The organism is Solibacillus sp. CAU 1738 (genome assembly GCF_039888725.1).
Taxonomy (GTDB): domain Bacteria; phylum Bacillota; class Bacilli; order Bacillales_A; family Planococcaceae; genus Metasolibacillus.
Map to the genome: position 1 here is coordinate 470,016 of NZ_JBDQQN010000003.1, position 16,367 is coordinate 486,382.

Annotated in this window: 13 protein-coding genes; all 13 read left to right on the plus strand. The window is 33.5% G+C overall.

Annotated elements, in window-relative coordinates; genetic code table 11:
- Positions 1-15: 15 nt before the first annotated feature.
- Complete coding sequence (locus AAFN87_RS11740; RefSeq protein ID WP_347791252.1) at positions 16-1,743, plus strand: hypothetical protein; 1,728 nt, start codon at positions 16-18, stop codon at positions 1,741-1,743.
- A 92-nt stretch (positions 1,744-1,835) separates the two neighbouring features.
- Positions 1,836-2,834 carry a UDP-glucose 4-epimerase GalE gene (galE, locus tag AAFN87_RS11745; RefSeq protein WP_347791253.1) on the plus strand — a complete coding sequence of 333 codons (999 nt, stop codon included), beginning with the start codon at positions 1,836-1,838 and terminating at the stop codon, positions 2,832-2,834.
- On the plus strand, positions 2,831-3,934 hold the full coding sequence (locus AAFN87_RS11750) for a glycosyltransferase family 4 protein (RefSeq protein WP_347791254.1): 1,104 nt from the start codon (positions 2,831-2,833) through the stop codon (positions 3,932-3,934). The genes galE and AAFN87_RS11750 overlap by 4 nt, the downstream gene beginning before the upstream one ends.
- 10 nt (positions 3,935-3,944) lie before the next feature.
- A complete protein-coding gene (locus AAFN87_RS11755; RefSeq protein WP_347791255.1) occupies positions 3,945-4,781 on the plus strand; it encodes an NAD-dependent epimerase/dehydratase family protein in 837 nt (278 codons plus the stop codon).
- A gap of 1 nt (position 4,782) precedes the next feature.
- Entirely contained in the window at positions 4,783-5,346 is a 564-nt protein-coding gene (locus tag AAFN87_RS11760) for a sugar transferase (protein ID WP_347791256.1), read from the plus strand.
- Positions 5,347-5,579: 233 nt separating this feature from the next.
- Positions 5,580-5,975, plus strand: coding sequence for a hypothetical protein (locus AAFN87_RS11765; RefSeq protein WP_347791257.1), 396 nt, complete (start codon positions 5,580-5,582; stop codon positions 5,973-5,975).
- On the plus strand, positions 5,975-6,232 hold the full coding sequence (locus AAFN87_RS11770) for a hypothetical protein (RefSeq protein ID WP_347791258.1): 258 nt from the start codon (positions 5,975-5,977) through the stop codon (positions 6,230-6,232). The genes AAFN87_RS11765 and AAFN87_RS11770 overlap by 1 nt, the downstream gene beginning before the upstream one ends.
- Positions 6,233-6,236: 4 nt before the next feature.
- A complete protein-coding gene (locus AAFN87_RS11775) occupies positions 6,237-6,386 on the plus strand; it encodes a hypothetical protein (RefSeq protein ID WP_347791259.1) in 150 nt (49 codons plus the stop codon).
- A gap of 79 nt (positions 6,387-6,465) precedes the next feature.
- Complete coding sequence (locus AAFN87_RS11780) at positions 6,466-7,476, plus strand: acyltransferase family protein (RefSeq protein ID WP_347791260.1); 1,011 nt, start codon at positions 6,466-6,468, stop codon at positions 7,474-7,476.
- A 488-nt stretch (positions 7,477-7,964) separates the two neighbouring features.
- The gene (locus AAFN87_RS11785; RefSeq protein ID WP_347791261.1) at positions 7,965-8,183 is read left to right on the plus strand and encodes a hypothetical protein; all 219 of its coding nucleotides are present in this window, start codon (positions 7,965-7,967) and stop codon (positions 8,181-8,183) included.
- Positions 8,184-8,436: 253 nt separating this feature from the next.
- The gene (locus AAFN87_RS11790; protein WP_347791262.1) at positions 8,437-11,487 is read left to right on the plus strand and encodes an S-layer homology domain-containing protein; all 3,051 of its coding nucleotides are present in this window, start codon (positions 8,437-8,439) and stop codon (positions 11,485-11,487) included.
- Between the two features lie 430 nt (positions 11,488-11,917).
- Positions 11,918-13,618: a phospho-sugar mutase gene (locus tag AAFN87_RS11795; protein ID WP_347791263.1), complete on the plus strand. Its 1,701-nt coding sequence runs from the start codon at positions 11,918-11,920 to the stop codon at positions 13,616-13,618.
- Between the two features lie 421 nt (positions 13,619-14,039).
- On the plus strand, positions 14,040-16,367 hold a 2,328-nt coding region (locus AAFN87_RS11800), incomplete at its 3' end, for an S-layer homology domain-containing protein (RefSeq protein WP_347791264.1).

A 16,367-nucleotide genomic window follows, 5' to 3' on the forward strand; every position in this document is an offset into this window, starting at 1 on the left:
TTTTAAGGAGCAATTATGAAACTAGTAAAACATGCTGAAACTTTGGGTTTACAATTACTATTTTTAGTAGGTATAACAGTCTTTGTGAGTGCTGTATCATTATTATTTAATATCAAAATTATGGGAGTGTATTTTTTATTCGGGTTAATAGTTAGCTTAGCTCTTGGCTTTTATAGGACGTATAAAACAGAGGGGAACAATAAGCTAATTTATGCCTTATTATTAAATATAATATTTATTTCAGTTGTTAGTGCTGCTACTTTTGTCAGTGGAAAATATTATGATATTTCCTGGGATGGACAATCCTACCATCAAGAAGCGATTATCAATCTTCAACAAGGATGGAATCCGATTTACGATGAAGATTTAGATGAGTCTTTCAAATCCAATTTTTGGATAAATCATTATGCTAAGGGCACATGGTTTTTTGGTGCAAGTGTGTATGATTTATTTGGTGATATAGAGTATGGAAAAGTAAGTAATTTACTGCTTTTGATGGCTTCGTTTTTATTATCATTTGCATTGTTACAGGAAATTAAAATAACTAAGTTTTGGTCTTTTCTAATAGCACTTTTGGCAGCCCTTAATCCTGTGGCAACAAATCAAATGCTTAGTTTTTATATTGATGGGCAATTAGCCTCTTTAATACTAATTTTAATTGTGTTGTTTATTAAGAGCTATATTAAGAATTCTTATACAATAGATTTTGCGATAGTGCTAACATTAATTTTAATGATTAACATTAAATTTACAGCATTGGGCTACGCAATAATTATCTGTATGTTGCCATTCGTAATTAAACTGAATAAATATATATTTGATCAAAGAGAGTATAACATAAAAAAAATAATTGTTATGCTTATTAAAAAGAAAGAATTCTCTATATGTATTTTAGGGGTTTTCATGGGTGTTATTATTGTAGGTGCCAGCTCTTATGTCAGTAATACGTTAGATCATGGACATCCATTTTATCCTTTATCGGGCGAAGGAAAAGTTGATATTATGAGTTATAATACCCCAATTAGCCTTCAAGATAAAACTACAATTGAGCGATTTTATATATCTATTTTTTCTGAATCAAGTAATAACAGACAAGAAGAAGCACAAATAAAATTTCCATTCAAAATAACTGAAGAAGAAATGAAATATATATGGCAAGTCGACACAAGGGTAGGAGGATTAGGACCATTATTTGGTGCCATCCTTATTTTAGCTTTGGCTGGTGCGTTAATTTGGAATAAGGCTATTAAAGAAAGAACGAATAGGGTAGAATTAATAATTTTATCAATAATTATTTTATCTATTGTTATTAATCCAGAGCCTTGGTGGGCTAGATATGTTCCGCAACTATGGCTAATTCCTATTTTGATAATGATTATATTAATCAAGGGTTATCAAAGCAAAGGAAGAGTGATATTTGCTAGCATTCTTGCGTTGCTTATAATGGGCAATATCATTGCTATCGAAAAATCATATATTGAAAACACGGTACATAGAAATGTAGAGCTGAAGGAACAATTAAAAACCTTAAGTGAGTATAGTCAAAATAATGAAGTGTATGTTACTTTTGATACTTTTAGATCAAATCGTGTCCGTCTAGAGTCTAATGGAGTAAGGTACACTGAAAGAAAAAAATTATCTTGTGAGAACCCATTTTCTTTAGGATCTAGTACAACAAAAATATGTGTGGAGAATGTTGAATTATATAACAAAATTAAAATGAAATACAAAAAGGAACAATAGATAAGTGGAAATGAGATTAGTTTAACTATTAAAATTATTACTGCAATACAATGGTATAATGTGACGCGTAGCAAAAGGAGTGAACAACACGAATGACAATTTTAGTCACAGGTGGTCTTGGTTTTATAGGAAGTCATACTGTAGTAAGTGTTTTAAAACAGTATGATGATATATTAATTATTGATCGGCACAGTAATCCAAGTCTACTATCTAAATTAGAGATTTTGTGCAATAGAAAAATCCCTTTTAAGCAAGTTGATTTATTGGATAAAATGTCTGTTCAAAATGTCTTCCAAACACATAATATTTCAATGGTCATTCATTTTGCTGCGTTAAAGTCATTGTCGCAATCTTATAAATTCCCGCTAGAATATTACACAAATAATATAACCGGAACATTAAATCTATTAGAAGTAATGCAAATGTCCAATGTGAAAAAATTAGTTTTTAGTTCCTCAGCAATTGTTTATGGTAATAATTCAAATGTACCGTTAACAGAAAATGAACCGCTTTCAGTAAATAACCCTTATGCTCAAACTAAGTTAATGGTTGAGCAAATGTTAACAGATATTTCTATTTCCGATCCTGAATGGAGTATTTTAGCGTTACGTTATTTTAATCCAACTGGTGCCCATTCAAGTGGCTTAATAGGTGAGAAAATAACAAAGGACAGTAGCAATTTAATGCCTCATATTATGAGGGTTGCGGCAAGGGAACAAGATTGTTTGTCTATATTTGGGGATAATTATGATACTCATGATGGGACTTGTATTAGAGATTATATTCATATTATGGATTTGGCAGAAGGACATGTTAAGGCATTACAATATATTGAACAGGGCTGTGGATTCGATGTTATAAACTTGGGGACAGGACAAGGGGTATCGGTTTTAGATTTAGTACATACGTTTATGGAAATCACTAAAGTTGATATACCGTATATTATTGTAGAATCAAGGCAAGGGGATATTGCAAAAAGCTATGCTTGTATTGATAAAGCAAAGGAAAGATTAGGGTGGACAGCTAAGTTTACTCTAGAAGATATGTGTAGAGATGCGTGGAATTGGAAAGTGAGTGAGGCTAGTAAGTGAAAGTGTTATTTGTAGCATCGGTTTATCGTCATTTAGTATCGTTCCATTTACCATATATGCAATACTTTCAGAATAAAGGCTATACAGTTTATGCAGTTGGTAATGGTGATGAAGATAAACAAATTTTAAGTGCCATGGGTATTAAATGTATAGATATCCCATTTTCTAGAAACCCGTTTAGTTCTAATAATCTACATGCATATAAACAGTTGAAAACTTTGTTTAAACAACATCATTTTAACTTAGTTCATGTCCATACACCGGTTGCAGCATTTTTAACAAGATTTGCTTTTAGAAAATTTAAAACAGGTCCTATCGTTTATACAGCACATGGCTTTCATTTTTATAATGGTGCACCAGCTATAAATTGGGTTATTTATTATCCATTAGAAAAAATAGCTGCACGTTGGACAGACCACCTGATTACAATTAATGATGAAGATTATAATAATGCCCGCAAGTTTCTTTCGAATGAGAGAGTATCATTAGTTCATGGAGTTGGTGTCGAATTTTCTCAACAGTCTAACGAAATATCTGATTTAAGGAAAAGTTTAAATATAGCAGAAAATGCTGTTGTCATTTCAATTATTGCAGAACTAAATAAAAATAAGAATCAGCAATATTTGTTAGAAAATTGGTTAGCAATTAAAGAGCAATGCCCAGAGGTTGTATTGTTGATAATTGGAACAGGTGATTTAGAATTCCATTTGAAAAATTACGTGAAGGACAATCATTTACAAGATGTTCAGTTTTTAGGCTACTGTAAAGATATTGATGAATTGTTACACATTTCGGATATTAGTTCACTTCTTTCTTATCGTGAAGGGCTGCCAAAAAGTACGATGGAATCTATGTATATGGGGGTGCCCTGTATCGTAACGAATACCCGTGGATTGAGAGATTTAATTATTCAAGGAGAAAATGGCTTTATTATTCCTTTTGAAGATGATTTGGAATTGGTGAATACATTTGTACGTTTAATCAGTTCAAAGTCATTAAGAATACAAATGGGTGCTAAATCCAAGCAACTTGTTGAACCGTATATATTAAAAAATGTATTACCAGAATATATAACTATTTATGAAAAGTTATTAGAATGATGGTGTGAGTATGAAAATAATGATAACTGGAAAAAATGGTTACATTGCAAATGCACTAAAAAATATCCTTCCACAAGCAGATACTGTAAGTGTGAAAAATCTTGATAATTTTTCGTTTTTGCATAATGTTGATGTCGTGATTCATACAGCTGCACTTGTTCATAAGAAAGAAACACCAAATAGTGAACAACAGTATGCTAAAGTAAATACTGAACTTACAATTCAACTTGCTCAAAAAGCAAAAGAATTGGGTGTTAAACAGTTTATCTTTTTTAGTACAATGGCAGTGTATGGGAAATTAACTGGTGAAATTACGGAACAATCAAATTTAACGCCAAATACGTTTTATGGAAAAAGTAAACTTGCAGCTGAGATAGCATTATTACAACTGATTGATGATCAATTTAAAGTAGTGATTATTAGACCGCCGATGGTTTATGGACCAAACAGTCCGGGAAATTATGCTTTGTTGAGTAAATTTAGTAAGTCTACACTAGTTTTCCCCAAGGTAGAAAACAAAAGAAGTATGATTTATATAGGAAACTTAATTTCTTTAATTAGGGAAATTATTGATAATGAGGATTGTGGGATTTTTCATCCACAAGATCCGCAATTTATTAATACTACAAATATGGTAACTGAAATTGCAAAAGTACATAATAAAAAAGTTTATCATACAAAGTTAGGTGCGCTTTTGTTAAAAATGTTTTTTGACCGAACAACTATTTATAATAAGTTATTTGGGGATCTATATTATAGTCCTAGTTTATCATCTTACAATAATAACTCTTATCAGAAGTATAGATTGGAAGAAGCGATTTTAATTTCAGAAAAGGAAACATTATAGTATGAAACGATTATTTGATATTATTTTAAGTTTTATAGCTATTATTATTTTTTCCGTACCGATGCTTGTTATTAGTACTGCCATTAAATTGAATTCTAAAGGTCCGATATTATTTAAACAACAGCGAATTGGTAAAGACGGGGTACATTTTGAAATATATAAATTTCGATCAATGTATGTAGAAACACCAAATGTATCAACAGAAGCTTTAGGTGACCCAACAAGCTATATTACTCCTGTGGGTAAATTTATTAGAAAGACGAGTTTAGATGAGTTGCCACAGCTTATTAATATATTAAAAGGTGACATGTCAATTGTTGGACCTAGACCGGCTTTATATAATCAATATGAATTAATAGAAATGCGCGATAAATTGGGTGTAAATAATGTGCGACCAGGATTAACTGGTTATGCACAAGTAATGGGAAGAGACCTTATATCAGATGAGAAAAAAGTAGATTATGACAAATATTATCTAGAAAATATGACACTATTATTTGACATGAAAATAATTCGGATGACATTTTTCAGTGTGATTAATGCTGATGGAGTGAAGTTGAAATGAGTATTAAATAGGAATGTATGGATGGATTTGTAAATTTAAAAATACTCCATTTCGGTTATAAAAATTAGTGATTTTTATATAAGAGTTTAATAATTTTTTATATGAGATTAATAGTTCTCAAAAAAGAGAGGAAATCATGATACCTGTACTCATGATTTCCTCTTATTTTATATTAACTTTTAACTAAGTTATTTGATATATTTTCCAATTAAATAAAAGTTATTACTCAACATTTGGCTGAAACAACTAATATTGCGGCAGTAATTGCAAATAATCATAGTATTCCAAATGCGGTAAATACAGATTTAACCTTTGTTTCTGTTACAGGAGCAAAATGGGCTACCTTAAATAAGGGTAAAGTGCGCTTGGAGGCGGGGAAATACGATTTACTTATGACATCTGTTTTTGCATTCAATGTAGTCGGTAGTAGAGCAATTACGCCACATATCACTGCTCACACAGTCAATACACAATCGATATCAGCGACAGACACAACAACTCGTGTTCAAGCCGCTGCAAAATTGACTCTAACGACAGCGACTGATTTATTTTTACTAGCATTTCAGACAAGTGGGGCGGCATTATCGGTTAGTACAAATGTGCAAATCACGAAAGTTGGTGAGATCTAGTGCTTATCAAAAATTGTAATAGTGACAAATTATTTCAAGATCTTTTAGATGCAAATAACAATGTTATAAGTGCAATTGAGGATGTAGATGGTGATGTATTTACTTTTGTAGACGGAACGGATATAGGTATAGAGCAGTGGATTATCAACGCACGTGACCCAGCACCAATCCCACAAGAAGAGAGTGAATTAGAAATTTTACGTGATAATATTCTAGAAATGGAATTTCGAATGATTATGAAAGAATTGGAGGTATAACTTTATGGCATACAAATTATTCAAAAGCAAAGTTGATAAAAAGCAGTACACTTCAAAAGAGGGTATGCAAGAAATGTTAGATGTTTTAGCTATTGGTGAGCGTATCACAACAGACCAGTATCAAGAATTTACAGCGTTATTAACTAAACAATAATATCGAAATATCAATTGTACTCAATGGGTATTAATGTTAGAATTGGAAGGGCTAAATTCCTAAAGGAGTAGGTTTTTATATGAGAGATAATCAGATAGATGCTTTGAAAGGGATTGGCATAGTATATGTCATTATAGGGCACTTGCAAATTTCTAAAATTGATTATTCAATGTGGTCTTATATTTATAGTTTTCATATGCCATTATTTTTCTTTGTATCAGGTTACTTATTTAAAAGAACAAATGCGGGCTTTGATAAATTTATATCAAAAAAAGCTAAATCTATACTAATTCCGTATACCGTTTTATTTGTCATATCATTGTTATTCGGCTATTTAATAAAGCCTCTTTTACTAGATCGAAGTGCAATTCCAGAAATAGATATCTTACAAATAATTAAGGCTTTTATTTTTTCGGGTGGAGAATTAACTACTATTAATTTGTATAATTTTCCTCTATGGTTTTTACCTTGTCTATTCTTGGTAGAAATTTTATTTTGGATGCTAAGTAAAATTAAAAGAGATATGTTTTTCTTAGGCACGATTCTTTTAATTGCCGCAATCACCTTACCATTCCAAATGTATTTTTTAGGTAGACCACCGTTTCATTTTAATGTAATACCAGCAGCTTTAGTTTTTATGGGGATTGGGTATTTATTTAAAAAATATTCTAAAATAAACGTTCCTTTAATATTTGTTGTAACAGCTTTAGTATCCTCTATTTTAATTATGTATAATAATCTAGGAGCACATATTGCGAATATAAAAAATCCAATTAACTATTTTACATCAGCTTTATTAAGTATTATGGTTTATTATCATTGTGTTAAAAGTATTTCAGAAAAGAATATTCTAGTTTGGTTGGGAAGAAACAGCTTAGAGTTGTTTGGGATTCATTCGCTAGTAATTGTAACTTATTCATATTTGCCCCTAGAAAGATATTTCGGTAACTTTGGTTTAATTTCGTTCTTTATTTTTAATGCAATAAATATAGTAATAATTTGTTCAGTAATAGTTTACGGTTACAAAAAAATTAAAAGTATGAATGGCAAAAAGGAAGCTTTAGAAAGTAATAATCTTAAAGTGACATGATTTTATATTATGGATAAAGAGCTTGTATTACATCTTGAAAACGTTGTTGTTACAAGTCCTAATGGTAATACAATCAATTTGGCGGAGTTCACTTTATTCTTAGACGCTGTAATTGGTTTTACTAAAGGTAAATGAGGTTAATGAATTTTGGCATGAGCACATCTTCTTAGATGTGCTTTTTATATTACATCAAATCATCAGTAACGCACTGTACCGAGCAGTGCTATTTTAATAGGCAGAGGTGAGGGCATAGGTTTTAGCAGTAGTAACAGGGGCAGGTATAGCAGAAAAAGTGGCTAACAATCCATATTCATGGACTATTTAGCAATTATATTACTTGTGACTGCGTTACAGGGGACGTATTGAACACTTACACAAAGAATCTACATTCTTTTTATATCTTAATCAATGCAGAAATTAATATTCGGTATAAAAAATCTTAATTTGAATATATTAATTATGAACTATTTATGGGAAAGAGGGAGATTATGTCTAAGTTGAGAATTATAGAAATAGCAAATGAAGAAGCTGTTAAGGTCTTCCCGGAATTTGAGGTCAATGACCCATCATATATTATAGGGGTAGTATCAAATGTTACAGACAAATTCTTTGATCTGTATGGATTAACTACAAATTATTCTGATTCTAGTATTAGAGAAAAATTGTCTATTTTATTAAGAGATCTAAGAGTGTCCTTGAATTTATAATAAATAATCGTTACACATTGTTGAGTATTTAGAACGCATTTTTGGTAAATACAAGAAGTAAATGATAAATGAAAAAGTTTTGAGACTATTAGAAATGTAGAGATTACCCTTTTAAAGCAAATCAAGTAGTTCAAAATTGTTGTGAGAAATACAGTTATTAAATTTTTACAAGTTTTCTCAACGATTATCCAACAGTAATATATAAACCTCCTATATAATGGTATAGCAAACGATTTTATAGGAGGTTTTAACTATGAATAAAGGTTATAAAATTTTGGTGGCATCAGCATTAATAACTACGGTTGTTGCACCGGTTGCGTCTGCAAGCACTAGTTTTAAAGATGTGAGTGTAGACAATTCGCATTATGAAGCGATTCAATCATTAACGGAGCGTGGAATTATTAAAGGATATACATCAGACCAAACATTCCGTCCCAATAATGAGGTAACAAGAGGACAAGCAGCAAAGATGATTGCAGGAGCTCTTGGTTATGATACGACAAATGTTATGAATCCTAATTTTATTGATGTACCGACAACACATCAGTATTATGGAGCGATAGCAGCTTTAGCGAATCATGGCATTATTAATGGGGACGCTTCTACAAAAAACTACAATCCTAACGAACCGATGACACGGCATCAAATGGCAAAGGTTATTGCACTAGCTTTTGGTTTGGAAGCAACTGCAGACAAAACGCCATTTACTGATGTAGCAGCATCTTATGAAAAATATGTTGCGGCATTGTATGAAAATGGTATAACTACTGGTACATCAGCAACTACTTTCGCCGGAAATACGATTGTTAAACGAGGTCAACTAGCCTCATTTATTTATCGTGCGGAAAATATTCAACAAAATGTGAGTGAGACAAAAGAGCTTACAATTGAATCTGTTGCAGATACGGTGAAAACAACTACTGGTGAATTTACAGTTGAAGAAAGCTTAAAAGGATTATTTGCTGAAACAAATAACGAAGCGTTAAAAAGTGCAGAGATACTAGTTACGGTACAAGCTGGCGTAATTACTGAAGTGAAGTCTTTAAAGTTAAAAACTTCTGGTACTGAACAGCAGCCAATCGTATTTGATGGAGCAAGTGCACAAGTAAGCGGTGATTTCATTGTGGATGCCGATTATGTAAAAGTGATCAATACATATGTGACAGGCGATTTACAACTAACAAATAATGCTACTACAGAATTTACTGTTGAAGAAGTATCGGTTGTTGGAGAATTTGTGATAGGTGCTACAGATACGAAAGTTGCATCATTAACACCAATTTTGGCGAGTACTACAAATGGTTCAAAAGTTTCGATAGTAAAATCCGTATTGAATAGAGTAGTAGCGAATCGTGATGATGTTAAACTTCACGCAGATACGAATATTTCTACAGTAACTATTGCTGCTAACGTGAAAAATATACAAATAAATGCAAATGTCGATACATTGTCAGTCGAATCAACTAACACACTCGAAATCAGTGGTACTAGTGTAATCAAAACAGTTGTTATTGAAGAATCAGTGCAACTAGCTCTAAATATAGAAGGTAAAATAAATGAGCTTCAAGTAAAAAATAGCAATGCCCAAATTGAAATAAGCAAAACGATTAAAATTGAACTAATTACTTTACCCGATGGTGTAGAAGTAATTAAGATTATAAAAAACTTTTCACTTATAAAAGATAATATTCAAATCATCAAAAATGTAGTAGGGATTATAATTAAAGGACCAAACAATGATTCTAGTAATGGAGCTGTAGGTGGAGGATCCTCATCTGGTGATAGTTCATCGGGCGGATCGTCTTCAGGTGGATCTTCACCCGATAATGATGTATCTGAACAAGTGAAATTAGTCAAATTCATTAAAAACTCAATGGTAGCTGGAAAGGAAACTATTGAATTAATATTCACTAAACCTGGTTTTGTCATAGCGAATGATGCAAAATTGATTATCAAGAAAGGTCAATCAGAGCTCGCTTCTATTCCACTAGCGCAAAGCGCGTTATATAACAAGAAGCTAGTCATACCGATTAACTCTTATCCATATTTAATTCAGGCATTTGCAAATTTTTCTGCAGAAGATTTAGGATCTCTATCCATTAGCTTAGTAGGTGTGACAGCAAACGGTAAAAAAGTTGGCAATGCATCGAATTTAATTATCATATCGAATTCGTCACAACAAAATCCTGAAACACCTATAGAGAAGTTCCTGAAGTACTACGATGAATTGTTATCAAAAAGTGTAAATGAAATTTCCCTTGCTGATGAAAGTGATATTGAAGGTGCATTTTCAGTTTTAGATTCATTTACAGAAGAACAACTGCAGGAAGTGGCGGCACAAAAGAAATTGTTACTAGCGTTCCTTGAAAAAGTAGGAAATCTAAAGCTTGCTGAAGCTGGAGCTAATTTCACAATGTATTTTGATGCATATGCATTTGGAAATATGCCTGCAAAACAAGTAAATTTAGTATTTGAAGAGGAACAACCTAATTTAAATGGTGTTGATATTGTTCGTAAAGACGGCTCTTATGGAAAAATGCATTTGAGGGTAACGACAGGTGACACAGTAACTTATAGTTTTGCTTCTGGAGAAGGGAATTTACCAATCTTCACTTACTATGTAAATTTAGGCAATGCTTCGTATAAGTTTTCTTTAAAAGATGTATCTGGAGAATTAGCGATTAATAAAGTTGAAAAAGTATCTACAGTTGAATACGTTAAAAATAATGTTCAACATTGGTTAGATCAAATTAAACCAATTCCTGTTTCAGCTATTACAGAAGACCAAAAGATAGCATCTATTCAAGATTTCTTAAGAAATTTAGAATTAGGTGTACTACAAGGTTATAATTATAGTGCTAAGATTAATTCAGACGGGTTAGTAGAAATCTCTATATCTTTAGGCAATGATATGAAAACAATACTTGTGGACAATAGCTATTTTAAAGATGTAGTCGGTCCAAAATTACAAAGTGATGATGTTGTAAAAGTGGCAACTTCTGGCGATACAGTTTCATTTACATTCACGGAATCGTTACATGTGATAGATGGCGACCGTTTTATTTTGCCTGACACAGAATTGAGTATAGCAAGTGATTTAATGAAAATGACAGATAGCAATGGTAATCCATATTCATTAACGAATGTTAATGTTGCATTAAGTGAAGATCGAACAACTTTATCGTTTGATTTTAGTGAACACACATTAACAGGTGTATATACTATTACATTTAATGGTGATTCATTTTATGATGAACTCGGGAATGCAATGGGTGACGTTGAATTAACTTTAATATTTGAATAATGTAATGGAAATAGAAGTTTGCTAATGTAGATTAGTTTGAGATGAATTATTGTTTTGGAAATAATTATGCATATTAAAATAGCGCCTTCGTAAGGCGCTATTTTATTTTACTAATTAACTTTAGGAAACATTGTAAGTTTATTTTTCGAAAAAAGGTGCTGCCACGGGCGAAAAACATGTTCCCACGAGCGAACAAGGACTTTCGGAGCAGTGGAATTCTATGTTGCGGAGTGATTACTCTAACTCTAATTAAAATATAGCCTTTTTCGAATATAGTAGTAAGATCCTTGGGGTAATAGTGATACACACCGCAATATACAGTAAATTTCATTTGTAACACTCCCACTACCTCTGCAATTTGGTTTTATTACCCTCTTATGCCATAATACATGTAACATAATTAAAGCGTAAAAAGGAGATATAACTGTCTATGAGTACATTAATAGATTTATATAATAAATGGCTCCAACAAGACTTACCTCCACTCTTAGAAAAGGAGTTAACGGCAATCGGCACAGATGAAAAAGCCATCGAAGATCGTTTCTACCAATATGTCTCATTCGGTACAGGGGGCATGCGCGGTTTACTTGGTGCTGGTACAAACCGCATGAACGTATTTACTATTCGTAGGGGAGCCGAGGGACTAGCACGCTTCATCACATCAAATGGCGAAGATGCAAAAAAACGCGGGGTAGCAATTGCGTATGATACACGACATTTTTCGTTCGAGTTTGCGGTTGAGACAGCGCGTGTTTTAGGCGCACACGGAATCACTTCGTATGTTTATAAAGAATCTCGCCCAACACCACAGCTATCCTTTACAATTCGCGAGCTTAATACATTTGCCGGAGTTGTCATTACAGCTAGCCACAATCCAAAGCAATACAACGGTTTTAAAGTGTACGGTGAGGACGGGGCACAGCTTGTTCCTACTGGAGCTAATGCGATCATTCAACATATGGATGAAATTGAAGATATTTTTGCAATAGCGACGATAAATACGGACATTCTTGAACAACAAGGTTTATTAAACTGGCTATCAATTGATTTAGATGAGAAGTATATGAAAAATCTATTAACGCTAAAAGAGAATACTAATATTGATCTAAATATGAAAATTGTCTATACGCCGCTACATGGTGCAGGACTAGTACCAGTAACTGACGGGCTAAAGCAATTTGGATTTAAGCATGTACATTTAGTGGAGCAGCAAGTGGTACAGGACGGAGCGTTTCCAACTGTAACTTATCCTAATCCAGAAGAAGCTGCGGCATTTTCTCTAGCGATTGAGTTAGGACAGCAAGTAGGGGCCGACCTCTTATTAGCGACTGACCCAGATGCTGACCGGTTAGGGGTAGCAGTGCGTAGCGGGAATGGATATGAGTTATTAACAGGCAACGAACTTGGTGCATTGCTTTTGCACTATATTTTACAAACAAAACAAGCGAACGGTACATTGCCTGATAATGGTGTGATGATAAAAACGATTGTCACATCAGAGCTAGGGGCAGCGATTGCCGAGCAGTTCGGTGTAACAACTATCAATACGTTAACAGGATTTAAATACATTGCTGAGAAAATTGCCGAATTTGAGGCGACGAAATCACATTCATATGTTTTTGGCTATGAGGAAAGCTACGGTTATTTAATCGAAACATTTGCACGAGATAAAGACGCGGTACAAGTTGCATTAAAGGTAGCTGAAATGGCTGCGCACTATGCAACAGAAGGAAAAACTTTATTGCATGCATTAAATGAACTAAATGAACAGTTTGGCTATTATGAGGAAGCATTGATTTCGAAAACGTTTGAAGGTAAAGACGGTCAAGAGCAAATGAAAGCTATTTTAAACCACTACCATGAAAATATCCCAACAAAAATTGCGGGTATTGCCGTTACACACGTGGAAGATTACTTAACAGGCGTAGTAACACTTCAAGACGGCAGTACAGAATCTATTTTGTTACCGAAAGAAAATGTGCTAAAGCTTGTATTAGAAGACTGTTCATGGATTGCTATTCGTCCTTCTGGCACAGAGCCGAAATGCAAGTTTTATTTCGGAGTTGTGAAGGAATCAGCAGAGCAAGCGAAAGAAGCAATTAATATATTAATGAAGTATTTTACAAGCTAATAGTAAATAGATTTAAAATTATGTAGGACGTTAGATTTCCATTATTACCATAAGGAAACCAAAGGCGCAAAAAATATAAGCTTTAATATATAAAGTAATGTAAGATCCTTTACTTCTGAATTTAAGAGTAAGGGATCTTTTAATTTTTAACGGTGGCTAATGTCGGTTAAATAATGAAATATCCCTGAAATTGTTATAGCTGTTAGACGAATTATAGTTTTAGTGCAAATCGCACATATCTGAAATAAGTACATAGTCTATTTTGTCAACAGTCAATAAGTGCAATTTATCTATATAATTTCAATAAAATCTATTAAAATGGAAAAAATGTGGAATAGTATGGTTAAATAGTGTATATTTTTATTGTTTGAATAATACAAAATGTATTATTTTTTTTATTTTTTAAAAGGGGGAAAGAAACGTGAAGAAAAAAACGAAAAAACATGCCCAAACTACTATGGCAGCCGCTATAGCTGTAGGTAGTATCGTGGCTGTAGCACCAATGGCCACTCAAGCAAGTACTCAATTCTCAGATGTAAAGGTAACTGATTATTACTATGAGGACGTATTACAATTAGCAGAACGTGGTGTCGTTAGCGGCTTTAGCGATGGTACATTCAAACCTAAACAAGACGTGACACGTGGACAAGCAGCAAAAATTATCGCAGGGGTTTTAGGATTAGACACAACAAATGTTTCGAACCCTGGTTTTAAAGATGTTCCAACATCACACCAATATTACGGAGCAATCGCTGCGCTAGCGAACGCTGGAATAATTAATGGCTATGAAGACGGCACATTCCGCCCAGGTACTGCTGTACAACGTAACCATATGGCAAAAATTATTGCGGGCGCATTTAACTTGAATGCACCAGCTGATTTTAAAACACCACTAACAGATGTTCGTGCAGACTATGCGCCATATGTAACAGCGCTTTATTCGGCTGGCGTAACAACTGGTAAAACAGCTACTACATATGAAGGGTCTTCAAACGTAACACGTGGGCAGTTAGCTTCATTTGTAGTTCGTGCAGAAAAAGCAACTGATGCTGTGGCAAAAGACGTAACATTCACAATCTCTAAAGTAGATGGTGATAAAGTTAATGGTTATACAATTTCTACTACACTTAAAGGCTTATTAACTGAAGCGAATAATGCTGCTCTAGAAGGGGCAGTTGTAAATGCAAAATTAGTAGGGGATGAAATTGTAGGAATTAACTCACTACAATTAAATGCGGCAGGTACAGAAGGTGCGCTTGTTACATTAGATGGCGGTAATTCGACAATTGCAGGAGATTTAGTTGTTAATGCGGATTTTGTAGAAGTGAAAAATGTTACAGTTCAAGGTAATGTATCACTTACTAATAGTGTTATGAGCGAGTTTTCAGCAGATGCATTAATTAACACTGGTGAATTCCTTGTTGAAGATGCTAATGGTCCAGTTGCATCTATTACACCAATTTTTGCAAACACAACTAATGGTCTGAAAATTGACTTTAAAAATAGTGATTTGAATAGCGTACATGTAAAACGTGACAATGTAGCCTTAGCTTCAAATGTTAAACTTCCTGAGGTAACAGTGTCTGCAAAAGTATCTGCAATCCAAATAGATGCAGATGTGGCAAAGTTAAAAGTTGACGTGACAGTAAATATTGCAATTTCAGGTGCAGGATCATTTGATGAAGTAACATTACAAAATGCAGTAGAAGTAGCTTTAAATATTATTGGAAATATTGCTAAATTGGTAGTTAACAATGCAGATGCAAGAGTAGAAATAGCAGCATCTATTAAAATTGGTGATGTAATTTTACCAGCGAATTCTACAGCTGCAGGTATTATTAAAAACTATGAATCAATTAAAGGAAATATTGGTAATGTAGTGATTGGTGATACACCTTCAACACCAGGAAGCGGTGGTGCAGGATCAAGTAATGGTGGTTCAGGTTCAGGAAGTGGTGGCTCAGGAGTAGAGACTCCAGTAACAGTTTCTGACGTAACTGCAATTATTGGTTCTGACGGTAAGACAATCACAGTAACTGCTAAAGTAAAAAATTCAAAAGCAACAAAAGCAACAATTGAATTTTATCAAGTAGAAAATAATGTAGTAGCTAGTACTCCGTTAACTGAATACACTCGTCAGGCAGATATTAAAGACGGTAAAGTTGATTTCTGGACTAAAGAATTACCAGCTGGAACATATCAAGTAAAAGTTACAGTTGATGGTAAATCAAATGTTTCTTCTTTCGTGACTGTACTTTCAGGTAACCAAACTACGCCAACAGCTACAGAGAAGCAACAAGAAGCATTAGCTGGATTTACTTTAACAGAGTTAGCTGACACAGTAACTACAGATTCTACAGCAAAACTAGTAGTAGAAGAGCAAGTAGCAGCGGCATTAGCAGGCGTTACTGGTAACTACTCAGTAGCTATTTCTGAATTCGAAGCAGCAGTAGATGGTACTGAAACTACTCCAGCGGGTACAAAGGGATCATTTAAAGTAACAATTACTTTAGATGACAATACGACAACAGTAGTAGTAACAGGATCAATCGCAGCGAAAGCATACGAAGCAGGAGAAGAAGAAAAAACAGCTACAGAGAAGCAACAAGAAGCATTAGTTGGATTCACTTTAACAGAGTTAGCTGACACAGTAACTACAGATTCTACAGCAAAACTAGTAGTAGAAGAGCAAGTAGCAGCGGCATTAGCAGGCGTTACTGGTAACTACTCAGTAGCTATTTCTGAATTC